The organism is Mastigocoleus testarum BC008, from assembly GCF_001456025.1.
Lineage (GTDB): Bacteria > Cyanobacteriota > Cyanobacteriia > Cyanobacteriales > Nostocaceae > Mastigocoleus > Mastigocoleus testarum.
Genome location: NZ_LMTZ01000054.1, coordinates 1 through 19,023, shown reverse-complemented (window position 1 = coordinate 19,023; position 19,023 = coordinate 1). Strand labels below are relative to the sequence as shown.

General features: G+C 35.9%; 17 protein-coding genes and 3 pseudogenes. 10 read left to right on the top strand and 10 right to left on the bottom strand.

Features of this window, described 5'->3' with window-relative positions:
• Positions 1-33 precede the first annotated feature (33 nt).
• Positions 34-1,065 (top strand): YegS/Rv2252/BmrU family lipid kinase, encoded by a 1,032-nt coding sequence (locus BC008_RS09675; protein ID WP_082650526.1) that lies wholly within the window; start codon positions 34-36, stop codon positions 1,063-1,065.
• Positions 1,066-2,038: 973 nt separating this feature from the next.
• On the opposite strand, the gene BC008_RS09670 is transcribed toward BC008_RS09675, so the two are convergent.
• From BC008_RS09670 to BC008_RS09655, 3 genes are all read right to left on the bottom strand, one after another.
• Positions 2,039-2,239 carry a hypothetical protein gene (locus tag BC008_RS09670; protein WP_058183469.1) on the bottom strand — a complete coding sequence of 67 codons (201 nt, stop codon included), beginning with the start codon at positions 2,237-2,239 and terminating at the stop codon, positions 2,039-2,041.
• Positions 2,240-2,762: 523 nt separating this feature from the next.
• Positions 2,763-3,824: a methyltransferase gene (locus tag BC008_RS09665; RefSeq protein ID WP_058183468.1), complete on the bottom strand. Its 1,062-nt coding sequence runs from the start codon at positions 3,822-3,824 to the stop codon at positions 2,763-2,765.
• A gap of 499 nt (positions 3,825-4,323) precedes the next feature.
• Positions 4,324-5,199, bottom strand: coding sequence for a prephenate dehydrogenase/arogenate dehydrogenase family protein (locus tag BC008_RS09655; RefSeq protein ID WP_027845382.1), 876 nt, complete (start codon positions 5,197-5,199; stop codon positions 4,324-4,326).
• 353 nt (positions 5,200-5,552) lie between these two features.
• Between BC008_RS09655 and BC008_RS49385 the strand changes: the two genes are divergently transcribed.
• A complete protein-coding gene (locus BC008_RS49385) occupies positions 5,553-5,735 on the top strand; it encodes a hypothetical protein (RefSeq protein ID WP_058183466.1) in 183 nt (60 codons plus the stop codon).
• A 280-nt stretch (positions 5,736-6,015) separates the two neighbouring features.
• Here BC008_RS49385 and BC008_RS09645 read toward each other — a convergent pair whose 3' ends face one another.
• Together BC008_RS09645 and BC008_RS46245 are read right to left on the bottom strand one after the other, a co-directional pair.
• On the bottom strand, positions 6,016-6,885 hold the full coding sequence (locus BC008_RS09645; RefSeq protein WP_058183465.1) for an AraC family transcriptional regulator: 870 nt from the start codon (positions 6,883-6,885) through the stop codon (positions 6,016-6,018).
• Between the two features lie 184 nt (positions 6,886-7,069).
• Positions 7,070-7,303: pseudogene (locus tag BC008_RS46245) on the bottom strand (transposase); the annotation flags it as partial.
• A gap of 284 nt (positions 7,304-7,587) precedes the next feature.
• Between BC008_RS46245 and BC008_RS09635 the strand changes: the two are divergent.
• Positions 7,588-7,794, top strand: a complete 207-nt coding sequence (locus BC008_RS09635) for a hypothetical protein (RefSeq protein WP_027845381.1) — start codon at positions 7,588-7,590, stop codon at positions 7,792-7,794.
• A gap of 278 nt (positions 7,795-8,072) precedes the next feature.
• Here the strand turns inward: BC008_RS09635 and BC008_RS09630 are convergent, their stop codons facing one another.
• Complete coding sequence (locus tag BC008_RS09630) at positions 8,073-8,267, bottom strand: hypothetical protein (RefSeq protein ID WP_027845380.1); 195 nt, start codon at positions 8,265-8,267, stop codon at positions 8,073-8,075.
• Positions 8,268-9,033: 766 nt separating this feature from the next.
• Positions 9,034-9,654, bottom strand: coding sequence for an FMN-dependent NADH-azoreductase (locus BC008_RS09625; protein ID WP_027845379.1), 621 nt, complete (start codon positions 9,652-9,654; stop codon positions 9,034-9,036).
• A 559-nt stretch (positions 9,655-10,213) separates the two neighbouring features.
• Between BC008_RS09625 and BC008_RS09620 the strand changes: the two genes are divergently transcribed.
• The 6 genes from BC008_RS09620 to BC008_RS09605 all read left to right on the top strand — a co-directional run bounded on the left by BC008_RS09620 (position 10,214) and on the right by BC008_RS09605 (position 13,178).
• Positions 10,214-10,492 carry a chorismate mutase gene (locus BC008_RS09620; RefSeq protein ID WP_027845378.1) on the top strand — a complete coding sequence of 93 codons (279 nt, stop codon included), beginning with the start codon at positions 10,214-10,216 and terminating at the stop codon, positions 10,490-10,492.
• Between the two features lie 328 nt (positions 10,493-10,820).
• Positions 10,821-11,243: an ISAzo13-like element transposase-related protein gene (locus BC008_RS09615; protein WP_058183463.1), complete on the top strand. Its 423-nt coding sequence runs from the start codon at positions 10,821-10,823 to the stop codon at positions 11,241-11,243.
• A gap of 118 nt (positions 11,244-11,361) precedes the next feature.
• Complete coding sequence (locus tag BC008_RS52655; protein ID WP_082650524.1) at positions 11,362-11,550, top strand: IS4/Tn5 family transposase DNA-binding protein; 189 nt, start codon at positions 11,362-11,364, stop codon at positions 11,548-11,550.
• A 4-nt stretch (positions 11,551-11,554) separates the two neighbouring features.
• Positions 11,555-11,989 (top strand): hypothetical protein, encoded by a 435-nt coding sequence (locus BC008_RS52910; RefSeq protein ID WP_201026102.1) that lies wholly within the window; start codon positions 11,555-11,557, stop codon positions 11,987-11,989.
• On the top strand, positions 11,976-12,788 hold the full coding sequence (locus BC008_RS52905) for an IS4 family transposase (RefSeq protein ID WP_201026103.1): 813 nt from the start codon (positions 11,976-11,978) through the stop codon (positions 12,786-12,788). The genes BC008_RS52910 and BC008_RS52905 overlap by 14 nt, the downstream gene beginning before the upstream one ends.
• A gap of 99 nt (positions 12,789-12,887) precedes the next feature.
• On the top strand, positions 12,888-13,178 hold the full coding sequence (locus BC008_RS09605; protein ID WP_058183462.1) for a hypothetical protein: 291 nt from the start codon (positions 12,888-12,890) through the stop codon (positions 13,176-13,178).
• A gap of 387 nt (positions 13,179-13,565) precedes the next feature.
• On the opposite strand, the gene BC008_RS09600 is transcribed toward BC008_RS09605, so the two are convergent.
• On the bottom strand, positions 13,566-15,725 hold the full coding sequence (locus BC008_RS09600) for a cytochrome-c peroxidase (RefSeq protein WP_235595840.1): 2,160 nt from the start codon (positions 15,723-15,725) through the stop codon (positions 13,566-13,568).
• A gap of 352 nt (positions 15,726-16,077) precedes the next feature.
• Between BC008_RS09600 and BC008_RS50390 the strand changes: the two are divergent.
• A pseudogene (locus BC008_RS50390) lies at positions 16,078-16,755 on the top strand (IS1 family transposase); the annotation flags it as partial.
• Positions 16,756-16,873: 118 nt separating this feature from the next.
• Here BC008_RS50390 and BC008_RS09590 read toward each other — a convergent pair.
• Positions 16,874-17,722, bottom strand: a complete 849-nt coding sequence (locus BC008_RS09590; protein ID WP_027846782.1) for a helix-turn-helix transcriptional regulator — start codon at positions 17,720-17,722, stop codon at positions 16,874-16,876.
• Positions 17,723-17,791: 69 nt separating this feature from the next.
• A pseudogene (locus BC008_RS52645) lies at positions 17,792-18,097 on the bottom strand (IS4 family transposase); the annotation flags it as partial.
• Positions 18,098-19,023: the final 926 nt, after the last annotated feature.

The window sequence follows — 19,023 nt, the reverse complement described above, 5'->3', positions numbered from 1 at the left end:
CACTGCAATTAATTAATCCACAACACCTAAAAAATTGGTTTACAAATTGTTGTTACTGTACCTCATAAACCCCAAATATGCTGTATATCTACTGCTGAATTATCAATTCAAGCCGTAGCCAAACTGCGAGATGCTTATTTAATTTTCAATCCCGTAGCAGGACAAGGGAATCCAGATCGAGATTTAGAAATGATTCGTCGCATTCTCGAACCCCAAATGAATCTCCACACTATTTTTACCCAACCAGGACTCGACCCAGCTATTCAAGCCAAAGAAGCAATCGCTAAAATTCAAGCTAATCAAACTAAAGACCAAATTGGCTGTGTAATTGCTTCGGGAGGAGATGGCACAGTATCAGCAGTCGCTGGAGCCACTATTGAAACGGGAATACCTTTGGGTGTTATTCCTCGTGGTACCGCTAATGCTTTTTCAGTTGCTTTGGGACTGCCAACCAAACTTAAACTGGCTTGTGAAACTATTGCAGCGGGAAATACAAAAATGGTGGATGCAGCCTATTGTAATAAGATTCCGATGATTTTATTAGCTGGAGTGGGTTTTGAAGCAGAGATGGTTAATAATGCTAATCGAGAACTAAAAAATCGCTTGGGTACTCTTACTTACGTCCTTTCTGGAGCGCAACAATTTTTTACACAACAGGATTTCCAAGCTCAAATTGAAATTGAGAATCAAGTTCTAGATTTTAAGACAGGTGCGGTTACCGTTGCCAATGCTGCTCCTGCTACTTCGATTATGGCTCAAGGTTTTGGTGCTGTTATTCCCCATGATGGTCTTTTAGAAGTAACAATTCCTGTATCTAAGACTTGGCTTGAGGGAATTAATACATCAGCATCTTTACTCGCTTCTGCTCTCGCTAAATCAAAAGTTGAAGACCAAAATCTAATTCGTTTACGCACCAATAAACTTAAGTTAACTACTGAACCGACTCAAAAATTAGTAGTAGATGGAGAAGTATTTGATGAAAATCCTATTGAGTTTATTTGTGTGCCTAATGGCTTAACTATCTTTTCTCAGTTAAGTTCGGTTGAATCAGTTCTTTCCCCATAGATTTTACATGATTTGACAATTGAACCAAATAAAATATTGCGATCAAGAAAAAATATTACCATTGATGGCGACATCAAATTAGAGTAGAAGCAATTTTAAAACCAGCTAGAAATAAAACTTACCCAATCTGCACTAATGAAGTTGAAGAAATGCCTTCGTATTTTAGCTATTACCTTAAATAAAGTCAAAAATAAAGATAAATAAGGATAAATAAGCAAAAATCTACGATTTTCACTTCTTACTTCTTTCTTCCTCCTCCTTCTGCCTTCTGCCCTCTGCCTTCTGCCTTAAAACGCGTTTCTACTGGGATCACCAAAAGTTGCCAAGACTCCGAAGAGCGAGTTAATCGACACTTAAATTCAATTATTTATACTTTTAATTTTTTCTTAAACTTACGCTACAAATTACTTGATTTAAATCTTACAATCCCACCAATATCAAGCTTTACAGCTAAAATGCCAAATTCAAGCGTTTTCTAGATTAAAAGCTTTTTGTAGGCGACTATAAGTCAATTATTATTTTTATCTCTCTATTACTCATTTTTGGGCTTTTTTACTTCTTTTTAAACCCACACAAAAACATACGCGTAAAAGTATAAATACTATACGCTTATGAGAATGACCACGAAATGTTTCATTCCCTATTTTTTACTCTCATCTTTTTTACCTGAAACAGTTCTTTTTCTCCAGGCACTCAATATCATACCACGAACTCTTCACTCACTTAACCTTAAGTTCTGTTAACAGATTCTCTAACCAAAAACTCTCAATCCCTTATCAGGTAAACCTTACGAGCTCTAACTACCACTTAAAATTACATGTAACTCTCTATTTTACTTTACTTCTTAAAACTATATATGCAATAACTTTTCTTTACTAATATCGTTAACTTATATTGATTTTTCGCCTCTTTACACCATACAAGCAAATTAAATTATACCCTTAAACCCTTGTCAAACATACATTACAGCGCTTCATTCTTTTGTGAAGAAAGATGCGAGCAAAGGATAGCCACGTGAATTAATTCTTATTTTATGCTTCTCTTTTTCTGTTTGGATTTTAATATGCTCATTTAATGCTGCTTTAAGTAGCCCTTGATATTGTTCATGACTAATTCCTAAAAGTTGTTTTGTCCTTTGAGGATATTTTTGAATATAATTGAACACAATCGACATTTTTGATCAAAATGGTAGAGTACTAATTTTTCTTTCTACCATTTTTTTATACTTGTCTTAATATTTTGGACGGGTCTATTGGATTATTTATTAATAGATATGAGTTTGGAATCTTAATTTAAGTCAATACCAACACCTTTGCAACACCTCCCACAAATGGCTATGGTAATAATATCAATCAACAAATGAAGTATTGAAAAATTACGATGTGGTCTTATCAACTCCTACTTTAGAAACAGGAGTATCAATTGACATCAAACATTTCGATGCAATGTTCGGAATATTTTCAGGTGTATCGACCGCCGACAGTGTAAGACAATTTTTATCTCGTTATCGTGAGCCAGTACCAAGATACATTTAGGTAAAAGCAACAGGAATTGGTTTTGTAGGTAACAAGTCTAGCAATTACAAAGGATTAATTGTAAGCAGTAAACAGCTAGATAAATCAAACAGAAATAAACTAATTGATGCTGTATTGGAAGAAACAGTAAATGGATCTTATTTAATCCATATTCCCTAGTATTTAGATACAAACTCCTTCTATCACTCTTACAGGAGCGCTAGATGGTACAATTTGATTTAATAAAAAACCGGCAGCTTCGAAAAGTTGACAATACCTAGATTCACTACGTTCTTGACCACCAGAGTCTATAGATATCATTAATGCTAAATCCAAGAATTTATTGAAACAAGGTTCATTGCCTGGAGATATGACTGCTTGTATTACTAATAATTTACCTTTCTCTGCCATAGCATGACGAACATTTTTAAGAATCTTAATACAATGGTCATCATCGAAATTGTGAAGGATCTGCGACAAGATATAAGCATCACCGCCAGAAGGAATAGATACATAAAAGTCTCCACTAACTATTTCACAACGTTTAGCAACTCCCTCTTCATGTAGTAAACGAGAAGCTTCTGCAGTTACATGTGGTAAGTCGTAAAGCACACCGGAAATTTGTGGGTATGATGTTAAAATAGATGCAATGAGTGCACCATGACCACCACCCACGTCTACGACTTTTTCCACACAAGAGAAATCATAAGAATCAAGAATAACAGGAATAATTGTATTCCTGGTCAAACTAGTCATAGCATTATTGAAGAGATCTGCAGATTTGGAATTTTTTGTAAAGTATTCATAGGCATTCTCAACTTGGTACAAACGATGAAAGAGTGACTGATTGGTTTTGATCGCATGAAGAATTTCTCCCCAAGAACGCCAACTCCATTCATCACCTTCTATCCTTGAAAAGGCGCGTAAAGAATTGGGAATATCACTTCGAAGATATTCTGCGATCGGAGTTAGTGCAAATTTATACTCTTCAATCTCAATAAATACATCAATACTGGCAAGAGCACGGAGCAACCGATATAGTTTAGGTGAATAAGTGCCAGTTGCTTGTGCAATTTCATCAATATGCTTTGCACCATCTTTGAGTAAATCAGCAATTCCCAAAGATGAAGCTACATAAATGCTCTGAGAAACCCATTTACCAGCAATCATCTGAATTAAAGCTTCTGGTGGTGACATTTCAGAAGTTTGAAATAACTTTGATGTCACGACTTCCTCTATATTCATTATTATCACCTATTTAAATGAGAGTTAATTCTAATCTTAGTAATTGAACTCGTTCAGTTTCTTTTTCATTTAGACTTAGTTTTTCTTGAGGGTTAGGTTAAGCCTTTTAAGCATCCTATCTAAAGTTGAGGAATCAATTAACACTCCGGTTTGTCGTTCTAATAATAATACAAAGTTTATCCAAGGTTGCATCATTATTAATTAGATACGATTGAAGATAAAATATTTAATTGTTCCTGATTCAACTTTTTTGAAGTTTTTTGTTTACGTATCTTGGGAGGAATATTTCCAGTTTCTCGATATGGTTGCAGTAATTTCTCAAAAAAAATTAAGGCTATTCGAAATCGTTTTGCTAATTGATATTGAGGCTGTTTATCTTGAATATTTTTTTATATGGAGTGCTTATTCTTGAATACAATTGAGTAAATGTTTCATTTTGCTAGACTATTAAAGTTTTGTCGTACTTTTTTCGAACACCAAGTTAAAATTTCGGACATGTCTAATGTAATATATATGAAGCATGTGTAACTAGTTCGTTCATAAAAGGAAAAAGAGTTTCTTTAGATTTAGCAAATGTATCGTAAAAATCTTGTTGATTTTTCGTAGCAGTAATCTGTTCAAAAATTTTTAAGCTATTAATCAAGGCTTTATGTGTCTGTGCGACATAGGGGTTGTCAGCTTGAATTCTCCAATATACTTCGGGATTATTGCTCACAATGCGTGCAAGCAGTGAGATCAGGGTTTTGTGCGGTGGTGTCAAGATAGGAAACACCTTATTTATGTCGTAACCTAACTCGGTTAGACAGATACCAAACGATATAATGACTGCGTGGGTCATAGCTTGAGTGATGGCGGTATTTTTATCATGTTCACTCGCAGTCATCGAGGTTACATTACCTCCCCACTTTTCCATAAGGTTGGTAAAAACGTCTGCAAGAGGACCAGGTGACAGCTGTATGGCAGCAATATTTTGATCTTGAAATTCAAGATCAGGAGCAAACATTGGATTTATACTAAGGAACTCCAGGTCTCCCATAACATTTGTTAATTTATCTGCTATGCCTGTTTTAACTGACATAATATCCACTATGAGCGCACCAGAAGACATTATTGGAATAAAGTGCTCTAAAGCTCTAAATGCAACAGTTTCAGGAAGGCAGATAAGTAGGCAATTAATCTGGCGAGCAACTGCTAGTATGTTTTCGTCAGGTTGACTAAGATCACAACAAAAATATCGATTGCATTTGACCAGTTCGTCCGGTTGCGATGCTAAGTCTACACCAAAAACAATAATTTTTTCTTTGGATAGTAGATTGGAAAATAGTTTACCAAATCCGCCGTTTAAACCAAGAATCAAAACTTTTTCAATTTTCACAATTGATACGCTTATTTGTTTTTGAAAACTTACTTTTTGGACGCTTTACTACTAAAAGTAGCCATTTCAATATATCTATTTTTGAGTTGGATGTGACTCTTTTAGATATACAAATTATTATATCTTGTCATAAAGCCTAAAAATTATATAGAGTAAAAAATACAGTCTTTGAACATTCTAAAAAGATATGAGTGACGATGAAGTTTTACAGCAATTAGTAAATGGAGTTGAAGGTGAGGTTGAGCAAGTTTTAGGTAATAGAACCTATGACAGAAGTAAGTACTATGATGTAGTAAGTAAATGAGGTGCAAAGCCTATCATCCTTTCTCGTAAAGGCACTGTAAGTTAGCGGCATGGAAACTGTAAATCAACCCCACATTCACTCCTATGAAAATCTGCAAGACATGGATAAAATGGGATGGAAAAAATGCAAACAAGAAAGTGATTATCACCGTCGCTCATTATTTGAGATCAGCATGCTTCGTATGAAAATCATTTTCGGTGGTTCTTTGAGACGACGCAACTTTGATGTCTAAGCTATTGAAAATTTATACAGTGCGCTGCTCTTAACTCCATAGCTCAAAATGGTAAACTTGGTAGTTATAAAAGCGACATCTAAGTTTTTCAAATTGAGAGAGGAAATTTAATTTCCACTCATTTATGTAACAAGACCTAGTAACAGTGTAAATCATTTTTTGCTTAGATATAGTTATAAATCGAAAAATTTATTCAAAATGGTGACAATAATAAATTGAGCTAAACGCTTAGCTAACCTGAACTCGGGATAAGCAGATTGAGGTAAGATCCAATCCAGAGCTAATTTACATGTCTGTGTCTCCATGCTTGCGGGGTAATTCCATGATATTGACGAAACTGTCGTATAAAGTGGCTCACATAAAGATAACCTAGTCCTTCAGCTATTTGATATACTGGTCGATTGGTTATAAACAACAAGTGGCGTGCTTCTGCCATCCGACGCTCGATAATCCAACTGAACACAGCCTTCCCTGTATTAAGACGTACAAGTTCAGTAAGATAACCAGGAGAGAGATTAACTTCCTTAGCCACGTCCAATAACCCCACATGGTTAGAATAGTTTGCTTCTATAAATTGGAAAACTTTTTTTAATAACTGTTTTGATTGAAATGAAATCTTTTTTAATCGAGAATCTGAAATTCTGAGTGCATCAATAAGCAATAGTGAAAGGAGAGCGTCTACTGATCTTTCAAATCCTTGACGTTTAGAACATAACTCGTCTTTTAACTCGTGTAATCGTATAATTAATCGGGAAGATTTTTTTGGTACAACATGTATATGCAATATATAATTAGACTTTGGTTGTAAAAATGAAAGTAATAGCAAATCTTCATCAATACTATTTAGATTCAGGGGATCAGCTTCAAAAACAACAATCCAACTTTTCGTATTTTCTAAACCATCCATCCTGTAAATTTCTCCTGGTGGAATAAGAAAAAGATCACCTTGTTTAACATAAATTTTACGATGACCGAAAAATTGCCATCCTTTTCCATCTTCAATAAAAAGTAATTTGAAGCCACACAACTGTAAATAATCGTTTAAAGATTTTTGCGAACATACAAATTTAGATATCTCTATATAAGGTTTTCCAGTACAAAAAAGAGACAAAGCCAGTATTTTCGGGCTTGGAATACCAATGTGAGACATATAGATTCACGCCTAATGTGAATTAAATTAATACGAATTTCCTAACATCTGGCTACAGATAATACTTCACCGAAGTCAGAAATGTGAAGTCAGAACAGACCGCGCTTTCAAGGAGCAGAAGCTTTACCTCTTCCTAAAGTGAGAGGATTCAACAACGTTGAAATATATTTAACCTGAGTTCGGTTTAAGCAGATTGCGGTAAAAGCCAGTCAAGGTGAAGGTTTGGCTTTTTGGATTGATGACAATAAGCAATCAGTCCGCAAAGAACATTTACGCAAAAATTTGTAGGGCTTCAATGTCTTGAATGCTCAATTTGAGAGATATTCTTAAGTTGGTCGTTAATAGTCTCGATAATTGAGCGTTTACGTGATAAAAGTTTGTCATGAAGACGCATCAGTTTATTTTTCATATTACGACGAGGTTTTTGCCACTGCACTTCAAAAGCTTTACAAAAATCGTCTACATGGCAGAATAAAGCATCTAAACTAAACATAGGGCAGGTTGCTGATTTGATATTATTTTCAGCTTACTATCTGTCCCTTTTCTTATCCCGAACTCAGGTTATTTACTTCTTTCGGCTATAAGCCGGAGGCTTTAAACTGATTCCGGTCTGTTTATTCCGCAATTCAGAATTCAGAATTCTGACTTCTGATTTCAGCCCGAAGGGCGTGGTAAAGAATCAAATCAAAATCATATCCTAAGATGAATCCCTTTGGTGAAGTAAATTTAGCTTTAGCACGATATCCAATTAGCGCTAAACTTTGGTATATAGTTAATGACCAACCTACCTCCTTTCAGACTTTTCGTGAATATAGTGAGCGTTTTGACATTGAAGAAGAATTTTTGGATGAAAAATCAAATGGCTTTCAACTCGAAAAGTCCTTAATTCTGTTACAACTTTATTTTTGACTGTTCAAGGACAAGAAGTTGTTAAACATGGTAAACGACGTTTAGTTGACTGTCACACTTTTAGAAGAAAAAGTTATTTACGTCTAGGTTGAGAATGGGTGAAGGATATTTTATATCACGGGTGGAGATTATTTTCCACCATAAATCTTTGTGGAGATGCTGATCCACAACCAGCTATCGCCTCTCAAAAACAAGGCAAAAAATTCCTTGAACGTGAGTTTAGGATTATGACTTCTTCTTACACATCGTAGTTCTGTCAGTCAACCAGGTAAATGAGCTCAATTCATCCCTATATTATGCAACGCCATTTTTTCTAAAAGTTCCTGCTGCTGTGCTTTTAAGTCAGCTAACTCTTTATCTGATTGCTTTATGTGGTGTCCCAATTTCTCCAGCAGTTTTTTGACACTAGCTGGAGTATTTTCCCAATCCGTGCTGGGAATTTCAATTCCGTAGATGAGGCATTTTTTACCCATGTATCTTAATTTCCATCTATGGTGTATTTATTAGAATCTCCGAAAATTAGTACAGCATTTCTATAACTAGCTTTTAAACCGTCAAGGCAGTGATTGTAGACAAGCTAACTCATACTATAAAATCAGGGTTTCATATACTTACTATCAATAACAATGTAAAAAATATAGTTGTTTAGACTTATTTTCTCCTGATGGTTTCAGACATATTTATTATGGTAATATTAACGTAACCATTCGGAATTTTATTAATCCAGAAACTGTTAATATTACTTTTGAATATTTTTTACAATTTAATTTAAATCGTTCTTGTATAACTCTAAAAATCTTAAGTGAACGAATTCGATGCTCAATATATACCTATTTTGATGAAAATTGCTGATTCAATTCTTTTTACTCAATTGTTAATTCTTTAATTTTTTATTTTTTGGTTTCTTAATAGGAGCAGTAATTAAATGTTCTCCTAAATGCAAGTGAGTATATTACTCATTTACATTAATGTCATAAATTTTCTATTGTATTCTTTTAATACGAACAATTACTATTTTGGAGATATCTAATAATTTTAATTTAAAGCGAGAATGACATTTATAATATTATAAAAAGTCACAAACCCAGTTATAGTAAAACTTTTAAACATTGCCATTTATTTTTGTTTATGGAAAGTAACAGAAGAGGAGTAACTTTCATTTTCTTACTCCTTCTGTTTATCCTAATTCAAATTAGGTATGATACTATACTCAGATTAAAATCTTTATGATAATTTTAGTTACCAATTAGTAACTGTATAATTAATCTTAAGGTTTGCCGCTTCTAGTGATTTAGTACGTGCATTCTTGTCTCCCATAAGGCTATCGATATGAATAAAGGTTATATCTGTAATCCCAATAAATCCAAAAATAGTTCGTAAATAGGGTTCTTGAAAGTCGTAAGCTGCCATTGGACTTCCAGAATGGTATGTGTCACCACGAGATGTTATGATTAGCATCTTCTTATTCTCAAGCAAGCCTTTATAACCTTCAGGAACTACAGCAAATGTACGATTAACTCGTACAATCAAATCAATGTAAGCCTTAAATATAGCAGGAACGTTAAAATTAAACATAGGGATAGCAAAAACGTAGCGATTTGCAGCAATGAATTCATCAACAAATATATCAGAAATCTTAATAGCCTCAACCAGTTCAGGAGAACGTTCTTCGGGTGCAACAAACATTGCCTTAAAAAGTTTTTCGTTCATATAAGGCAGTACTTCATGACCTATATCCCGATAAATTACAGTATCTTCGGGATGTCCATCTTTCCAAAAATTAATGAACTTATTGGAAAAAGTACGAGAATAAGAATTCTCTCTCCTAGGACTAGAATCAATATGTAAGATATGAGCCATTAATTTTCCAAATTAAGCATTTTGTATGATAGTCAGTTTTACAGAAAGTTTATCCCAGTACAAGTTATTCAATATCCTAGTATAAAAACTAATATAATGAGTTAGCTTTTAACTTGCACATTTTCAAACTCTTACACAGCAAAGATTTCAAGAAAAGCCAAGAATGTGCTAGTTTTAGTTGAGTGGCTTGTTTTCCTGACCAACAAAGGAGGGCAAGAGAACTTTTTCTTCCAAAGCCCCTTGACATCTTGCTCTTTTGCTTAACGGAACTTAGACAAAAAACAAGCAGGAAAAAGCCTCAAAGCCAGTCATGACAAGGGATTAACTTCAAAGCCCTAAAAATCGTTTAAACATATATCAAGAAAACAACTAATTCGACGTAAAACTATTGATTTGTAAAGCTTTGAGGCTGTTTTTTGAGCAAAAAAATATCTTAAGTCCCGTTAAGTTCTCACCAATATTGTCAAATAGGCTTTTGAGTCTCAGTATATTTTCAAAATTCAAATCGGAGTCCTATACCTTAGCTCAATACCTAGTAAAAAAATATTTCTCTTAAATCATGAATCAACTTGATAACTGTAGACAAAGAATTAATATTTTGGATATTCAAATCATTGAAATTTTAGGTGCTCGTTTCAAAGTTTGTAGACGTATCGCACACTTTAAGAAAGAACAAGGAATTCCAATGATGCAACCAGGACGGGTAGAAGAAGTGAAGCAACGCTGTATGGAACTAGGCCTTCAGTACGGACTGCAAAAGGAGTTTGTTGCTGAGCTTTATAGTCTGATTATTAAGGAAAGTTGTCGTATCGAAGATGAGATTATTGAAAAGAGCTAAATTTGAGGCTATTAACTTGAACTGCGGAGCATCATCACACAGTAGAGTTTTTATTACGGGAATATTTGATTGCTGATGATAAAAAGCAATTGCTGCTGATTCATATATGCGGGAACGATGTTGAGAACCTAGTTTACTCAAATACTTATCAACTAAAGTATTAAACTCAGTTTCTGTAAAAGTTCTTTGCTGAGGTAGTAATTTGAGTTGATTAATCCACTTAGCTGGTAAATTAAAAGGTATCCGCTCAATAAATCGGGGTAAGGAGTCGCGCAAAAATAACTTACCTGATAAATTGACAAGGTGAGGTGAGTGTGCGGTCAGTAATATGTCATCAACTGATAATCTCAAAACCAAGTTTAAATCCCTAGCTCCTCATTTAAATGAGAGGTTAACTAGACTATGGGCAGTAACAGAAGCAGTTACCCTAGGAAGAGGCGGCATAACGCAAGTATCATTGGCAACAGGTTTATCACCAAAAACAATAAGAGTGGGAATCAAAGAACTGAATACTGAGTCAGAAAATTTACTTCCTCATGTTCGGTTTCAAAAAAGAATTCGAGCTATTGGTGGAGGAAGAAAACCTTTACAAGATAAGGATCCAACTTTAATTCGGGATCTGGAAGGATTGATAGAACCAATAACTCGTGGAGATCCAGAATCATCTTTGTGCTGGACATGTAAAAATACAAATAAATTAGCCCAACAGTTAAGAGAAAAAGGTCATTCTATCAGTGCTAGAACAGTCTGACTTTTCACGGGATGTGGAAAAGATAAGCTGGTTCGCGACTCATCGACGCGAACCAATCTCAGGCTTTTGGCAGATTTGACGTTAAAGTCATTTAAGAATGTGATATTTTTGGGTTTGGATGAAAATTTTAGAGAAAAATCCCTATAGTTCCTGTAATTTCGGAGATAAACGTCTAACAAAGCGTGCAGAATCAATTGCAGAGCATTTATTTGTAAAATATGGTCAGCCTTTATCCAAGATTTTTAACAGTGCCAGTGATCTAAAACGCAGTTACGAATTTTTCTCTAATCAAGACAGTGACATTTGATAAGTTGACTCAACCTTATTTTAAACAGACAGCACAAGAAATTTCAGGCATACTCATTGTTCTAGCGGTAGGGGATACAAGCTTTCTTGATTACAAAAAAATATTGAAAAAGCGAGAGGATTACGGTCCAACTGGCAATGGTGGGAATGGTTTAATTTTACACAGTTGTTTAGCTTTAGACCCAGACTTTGGTCAGCCGTTAGGGCTATTGTGGGAGAAACTGTGGCATCGAGAACACAAGCATAAAGCACCGGCTGATGAAGAACCAGAACAGAAAAAACAGCGGTTAAAACAAAAGCGTAAAGCCCAAAGAGAAAAAGCATTTGAAGAAAAAGAATCTTACCAATGGGTTGAAGCGTTTGAAAAAATTTCTAAACTGTTTAACAGCTTAGAAGCCCCAGTGTCAAGGATGCACAAAGAGGGCTATTCATGTTTTTGACAGAGAAGGTGATATTGCGGAAGTCTTTGCAAGCATAAGTGACAATAAAAATACAGGTGTAGTGGTTAGAGCCGCTCATAACCGCTGTTTATCAGGAGAAAATTCTCACTTATGGGAATACGTAATATCTCAAAAAGTACAGTGTATAAAAGAGGTAGAACTGCCACAGACCAAAAAACGTAAGGCGAGAACTGCAACTTTAGAAATTAGATTTTGTCCAGTATCAATCAAACCTCCATCCAGATTCAAAAATGGAGGTAATTTCGACATTTACGCAGTTTACGCAAGAGAAATTAATGTACCACATGATTGTGAGCCTGTAGAGTGGATGCTACTGACTACAGAGTCAGTTAAAACACAACAAGACGCTGAAACTATTCTCCGTTGGTATACCTATCGCTGGCGAGTTGAAGAGTATCACAAGATTCTCAAATCAGGATGTAAAGCAGAAAGTTACCGTTTTAGTGGTGAGAGTATGTCAGCGATGCTAGGTTTTCTAACAGTAATTGCTGCTCAACTATTACGGATGACTTATTTACACCGTACTTCTCCTCAAAATTCAGCAACAGAAGTGTTAACAAAAACACAAATGGATGTGCTGATAGCTAGTAGCCCACCCAAACTTAAAAAGGAGATGGAATTTACCATTGATTGGGCAATACGGGCAATTGCAAGGTTGGGTGGATACTTAGAACATAGAAAAAACAGTGCAATCGGGATACAAGTCTTGTGGCGGGGCTGGCTGGAGTTAGAAACCTTATGCCAAGGTTGGGTACTCCGTAGTAAATTACACTATTAAATCATGCATTAATTTCAACAGTCCTTTACTTATTTTAGAATACTTGTAGGATATAATGGTTCGCGAGTTCCAATTGCGAATCATGTTATTCATTATTTTATGGCAAGTAAGCTTAAACATAAAGCACAGAAGCGTCAAGAGGATTTACATCAACGTATAGATTCGATTGCATCTGTTAAAAAACGCCTCGAACAAGAAAGACAAGATATATTTGACTCCGGCTGTGTTGCTCCGCCCGGATGTTGGATTGCTCGTTATCTTGCTAAAGGAAGAAAGGGTCACTACTCGTACTATAAATTACAGGCTACTGAAACGATGTTTACAACAAAGACTGATGGTAAGCTTTCTAAGTACAAGCACTCAGGAAAATTGGTAGCAAACTTTACTTAGAAGCCTTAGAGCAAATAAATCGTCGGGCTAAAATTGAAGCTTTAGATCGCTCGCTCGAAACAATTAAGCAGGGATTAAAAGATTTACTCGAAGAAACTTCCAAATATAAGAAGTAACTTGGTTCGCGATCCTAAATCGCGAACCAATCTAGCTTTTTCACATCCCGTGAAAAGTCAGTGCTGCTTATGTGCTTATTCTCTTGCACTTTTTCCACAAAAATAGCCTGAGAAGCTTACAAGATAAGAGTTTGAAAGTTATTCAGCAGACCGTATATTACTCGACCCAATAGAAAAATGTTAAATTCCGGAGAAATTTTGCTCCGGAATTATTTAGTATTATTTGCTACTTTTGACTACCAATTTGTTTTTAGTAATATAAACCCTAATGTTACTCCAAAAAGTTCTTTATAGGAGTATTTCTACCGTTACGACCAACAGCAGAAATTTCCAATAGGGAATCCGTAGCTTTTCCAGTGCCATCGTCATCAACAAATGTCTCGTCTCCTGGATGTCCATTCGGAACAAAAAGCTGTGGGTGATCGAAAGGTGCTTTCTCAAAACGAACTCGCTCATCATTTAGACCCTTCATGAATGCTACCAACGCTTCTTTTTCCTCTTCAGTCAGATCAAGTGGTGGGAGAACTCCAGGAAAATCCCCACCCCGATTATAAAAATCAACTACTTCGCGTAATGTTAACAGCCCACCATTGTGCATATAAGGAGCAGTTAACTCTATATTACGAATTCCAGGTGTTTTAAAAGCTCCATCTGAATTTACTACTTCGTTAGAATCGGGCGTAAAATTTGGTTCTTCACCAAATATCTCCTTGAATTTTCCCTGTTGTGCTAATAACCCTTCTGAAAAGGAATTGCCAAATGGGTCTTCTCCACCTATTCCAAGATCTTCTAAATTAGGTCTAGTGCCGAGCCTGAATAGACCATTGTCTTCAACGGGATTACCAGGTATTGGTGCGCGTACAAGTCTTCCTCGCTTTTGTACACTTTCAACCGAAGCATTTGTAAATTCTGCTCCATCGTGGCACAGAATACACAATCCTTTGTTCATAAAAATATCTAAACCTTGCTTCTGTTGAACTGTCAGAGCATTAGCATTCCCTTCTCTAAATCTATCATATGGAGTATCATCAGAAACTAGTGTAGCTTCATACATTTGTACCGCTAATCCGAAAAATAGTGGGAAATTATACTCCATTAGCGTGTATTCTTTAGTTGTCATATTGCGGTCTGGCATGTTGGTGACTGTTCGGCTACCATCATCTGCAACCTGAATCACGTACTTTTTGGAATCCCACCACTCATTATTGAAAGCACTTTCGATCATCTGCTGATAACTTTTTATTGTGAGTCCTGGTTTATTTCCCCTACTGTAATCGCCTAGGACGCTATCTTCAGGATCTACAATCTGCCTTCCAAGTGGCCTTAAAGGCATTACTTTTTTAGCAAGTTTTCTTGGAAGTTTTCTACCTTTGGAAGCACTATAGTTTCTCTTAATATTACTATCGCCTAGTCCAAACTTATCACCGATTTCCTGGAATGTGCGGCCATCAGCGGACTGTTCTAGGGCACTCAGTGGTGGTCCTACTGCTTGTGAAGCCAAACTTGAATTATTAAGTCTAACTTTAGTTATTTCTAATTCTTTTTTGTCGTTTACTTTGTAGGTACTGGCATTAGGATCTCTTAGCCCAAACTCATTTACACCATTAAAGATATCCTGAGCCCTTCCATCCCATAAATTGCGAAAGTTAAATACTGCATTAATTACGCTTGGTGAGTGACGAGCTTCTACACGACGTACATTCGTGTTTCCAACTCTGAACCCATCTTCGTCGGGTTTGAAATTAACTTTGTCCTCTGCTCTACCAGGAACAACGTCTACAAACTCAGAATTGAAAACTCCTTGAGAAGAAACGACGTCGTTAGTGTCAGCTAAAACTGTTGAATTTTTATCATCTGGATCCTGTAGTTTGTGAAATGGGAAATCCTCTGGTTTTAATTGATAGTTGATTCCACCTCGACTAACGACTGTATCTGGATTTGGACTTCGATCCTGATTCACAATTAACAACCCGGGGCTGAGCTGATTCTTAGATCTATTATCTGCGCCCGCGTGAAAGTGACAACTGGCACATGCACTTATACCGTCGCTACCAACTTGCATGTCCCAGAATAAAGCCTTTCCTAGCTCGATTGCGGCTACCTTATCCTTTACAAATTCTCCAAGATTATCAGGTTCTGGAACCTGTACTGTTTTAAGAGAAGGTGGTGGTTCCGGTGCATTCAACTGTGCTGAAACAGTATTTCCAGCTAGAATTATAGCTATAACTAATATGGTAATTGTTGTGCCTTTTTTTATCGTGCTTGATAGGCTGAAAATTAACTGTGCAAAATTTAATAGCTTTGATCTTAGTTGGGCAAAAATTTGAATACTAAGATTATGAAATATTACTCGAACCTGATTGGCTCTCTTTAAAATATCTGACTTAATCAAATTACTAAGATTACCATTCCAACCATCGTTCATTTTCATTTCTTTTCTAAAGTTTGAATTTAGTGTCTATTTCTATACTCAAAATACAGCCGATTTAATTTAAGTAATACCAGAATGTCCAAATTGTACTTCACCCATTTGTCACAGCGAAGGAAGAGGGAAGAAGGAAGAAGGAAGAAGGTTTTATGTTGCCGAAGTTGCTTGTACTCCTCCCTTAGCGTAGCGTGACGTTAGTCATAACCTTCTCCGTCCTCGAAGGACGGGGCTTGTATCCTTTCGGGGTCGCAAGGAAGGAAGAAGGAAAACGCGCTTCTTGACATCTTCCCTCTTCCGTCTTCCTTCTTCCTTCCGACGTTAGCGCAGCGTTACGTTGGTAAAAGTCGGGTCAAAAATGATCATATTCATAACGGCAAGCAAAGATTTAGATACCACTATTGTGATCGGTAAGCGCAGCTTTAGCTGTGATCGACAATTTATTAAAAATCCACAGAAAAAAGTGAGTGACCCAAAAACACAAGAATTAATTGACAAGTTATTGTTAGAACGAATCTCCCTGGCTGGTATTACTCATATAACAAAGGTTTCCGAGCGGTGTCTGCAAACTTATATCAATGAAAATATATGCTTCAGTTCCACGAAAAGTGCAAGTAAAACCAAAAAAAAGGTCGCTTAACCATCTAATGTGATGAGTTATGGTCATTTGTGAATAATAAAAATGGATCTGCCTTACTCTAGACTCTTGTACTCGCGAAATAGTTGGTGTTTCTGTTGGCGCATATGATGAATCATAAGTACGTAAGTTATAGTAATTCTTGCCTCCCATATATCGTCAGTGTGCGGTTGCGTATACTAACTTTTGGAACGCTTATGGAGCAGTTATACCAAGCAAACGATATAGAGCAATAGGTAAAGAAACTAGTAAAACCAGCTACATTGAGAGATTCAACAATGACCTTAAGACAACGAGTATCTAGAACTGGTACAAAAAACTTTGTCCTTTTCCAAATCCATAGAAAATCATATTGGTGTTATTTCGTATTTTGTGCACTACTATAATTCATCATTACTTGTTTACCACTACCCAACACCCTTGCTGATCAATGTCCCATTGAAGTTGGCTGGTATTCTCCCTAAATAATCTATCCCTTGAGTACAGTTGCTTGTAACATTGCATAGAGAATTCTAGTTTAACAGCTATGATTTAAATTGAAAAGCTTCTGAAGTTTTTCAACAGTTTCTAGCTCTTGAGTTGGTGTATAAGCAATTAATTGGAGATAGGGTAAATCACAGATCTGAAAAGCTATGGATTCTAAAACCAACCTACCAACAATCGGGTGATTAAGTTCCTGACGGCATTCGCTGCTACCTATAACATTATGGCAAGACCACCATTGCTGGAATTCTGGACTAGCTCTTTGTAAAGCCTCAGTAAGTTTTGTACTCTCAGATTCCTCTTCAATAAAATAATAATACGTAGATCTATATTGTGCCAGTAAGCATTGAGCAAAATCCTCCCAGTCTACAAAAAGTTGACGCATCGCAATATCAGTAAATGCTAACCAGATTAAATTACGATTTTTCAAAGACATTCGCTCAAAATTACCAAAAAGCGCACAAGCTGACCGATTCCAAGCTAAAATATCCCATTTTTGATTTGTAATATAGGCAGGATTTATCCCTAGTGCGTTAAGAATATATTGCATCGCTGGAGTTATTACTGATACGGGAGGGGGAGAAGAATTAAGAGGTAGATGTTGCTTTGTTAATCGAGATAGATGTTTTTTTTCATGAACATTAAGCTGAAGAGCTGAAGCAATCTTATCTAACGTTTTCGCAGATACTTTGATCTCACGACCCTGTTCAAGCCAGGTATACCAAGTTACACCGATTTCTGCAAGTTCAGCAACTTCTTCACGTCTTAATCCAGAGGTACGACGACGAAATCCATTTGGTAGATTAACCTGATTGGGTTTTAGTCTGGCGCGGCGTGTTCGCAAAAAATGAGCTAGTTCTTTCCGGCGCTTTTCTTCATTCATTTATATTTATCTCCATCTTTTTAAAATGAGAAAGAGCAAAACTTAGGGAAGGCCAAAAAATAAATTATCCCACTGTTGTTGTAGGTGAAGTAGTAATTCTTTAAATACTTTTTCGAATAAAATAGCTAGAAATGTTAAAAATCTTTTAGAAAAAGCTTTTTGAGTTACTTTAGTTGCTTCTACCCATAAAAACCCTTTTTTGCACAAAAGATGAGTTAATTACTGGATACCCGTAACATTGCGCCATAAAAGAGTCAGCACTGCCATAAGCATTAAAGGTAAATTGAGGATACGATTTCTCATTCCCAACCATCGATACAGGGCTTGTTGATTAAAAATTGCTGGACTTAGTAGCGCTTGTAGATGAGATACCATCGCTTCACTTTAACTCTTTCAAGAAACACGAGCTGAAAACCTTATAAATTCGAGCTTTTGGATTTAGAGTGTTTTTCCCATTCATTAGGGGTAGTGCACCGCCCGTGGGACACTTCTAAAAAACTGAAATATTTCTTTATATTCATAAGGAATGCAACTGCTTTTCTCAGACGCTTCTGTCGCTCTGGGGAAATAAATACATGGCACTTATTCTGAACCCCATGTATAACAATAGTTTTGGCGTTAGCGCTGAGATGAATGTCATTTAGGCTTCATTATTGCAAAATACTTGCAACACAAAGGTTGTAGATTATCGTCCGCCAAAAGTGATAAAAAAGGGTTAACCAGTGGATGATCTTTCTTCTTGCCATGGTCTCGGTTGTTTTTTGCTACTCATTGCTTGAGAATAAGTCAGACATCAAGCTTAAATATATCATTTATCAGACTTTTAGCTATTTTTTGTTTTTTTGTAAATTATCCCTCTTTTGTTACTATGGGGAGAGTATAATCATTAAAGAAATCTGAAACAGTGAGTGGTTCTCATGGTTACGCCATGGAGAAGACCGAAGCATACAGCCTACATTCCGCACTTCACCTTGTAGTATAAATTTAGGTATAATAAATCGCGGAAAAAATCATTACAAGTGTGGCAACCAGGTAAAAAATATAGTCAATATTATAAAAATACTAATAAATTGAAGTTCATAAGGCATTGACAATAAATTCAGGGAGAAATGAGAAAATAAGTCTGAATTAAACAAAAATGTCAAAAATATGAATTGCCAAAAAGAAGAATTTTCGAGTAAAAATCTAGATCATTTAGGAATAATAGCAGGAATAATAGTGCGGGTCGTTGGAGATACCAAGAAATAAATTTCTGAAGTTCTCCTCACCAAAAGAAAATTTTGGTCAATAGGGAAAGATTA

Bases quoted from the DNA above. Each gene is read 5' to 3' on its own strand.
- BC008_RS09670 (WP_058183469.1), bottom strand. From the start codon at position 2,239: ATGTCGATTGTGTTCAATTATATTCAAAAATATCCTCAAAGGACAAAA.
- BC008_RS09665 (WP_058183468.1), bottom strand. From the start codon at position 3,824: ATGAATATAGAGGAAGTCGTGACATCAAAGTTATTTCAAACTTCTGAA.
- BC008_RS49385 (WP_058183466.1), top strand. From the start codon at position 5,553: ATGGAAACTGTAAATCAACCCCACATTCACTCCTATGAAAATCTGCAA.
- BC008_RS09645 (WP_058183465.1), bottom strand. From the start codon at position 6,885: ATGTCTCACATTGGTATTCCAAGCCCGAAAATACTGGCTTTGTCTCTT.
- BC008_RS09635 (WP_027845381.1), top strand. From the start codon at position 7,588: ATGAATCCCTTTGGTGAAGTAAATTTAGCTTTAGCACGATATCCAATT.
- BC008_RS09630 (WP_027845380.1), bottom strand. From the start codon at position 8,267: ATGGGTAAAAAATGCCTCATCTACGGAATTGAAATTCCCAGCACGGAT.
- BC008_RS09625 (WP_027845379.1), bottom strand. From the start codon at position 9,654: ATGGCTCATATCTTACATATTGATTCTAGTCCTAGGAGAGAGAATTCT.
- BC008_RS09620 (WP_027845378.1), top strand. From the start codon at position 10,214: ATGAATCAACTTGATAACTGTAGACAAAGAATTAATATTTTGGATATT.
- BC008_RS09615 (WP_058183463.1), top strand. From the start codon at position 10,821: ATGTCATCAACTGATAATCTCAAAACCAAGTTTAAATCCCTAGCTCCT.
- BC008_RS52655 (WP_082650524.1), top strand. From the start codon at position 11,362: ATGAAAATTTTAGAGAAAAATCCCTATAGTTCCTGTAATTTCGGAGAT.
- BC008_RS09605 (WP_058183462.1), top strand. From the start codon at position 12,888: ATGGCAAGTAAGCTTAAACATAAAGCACAGAAGCGTCAAGAGGATTTA.
- BC008_RS09600 (WP_235595840.1), bottom strand. From the start codon at position 15,725: ATGAAAATGAACGATGGTTGGAATGGTAATCTTAGTAATTTGATTAAG.
- BC008_RS09590 (WP_027846782.1), bottom strand. From the start codon at position 17,722: ATGAATGAAGAAAAGCGCCGGAAAGAACTAGCTCATTTTTTGCGAACA.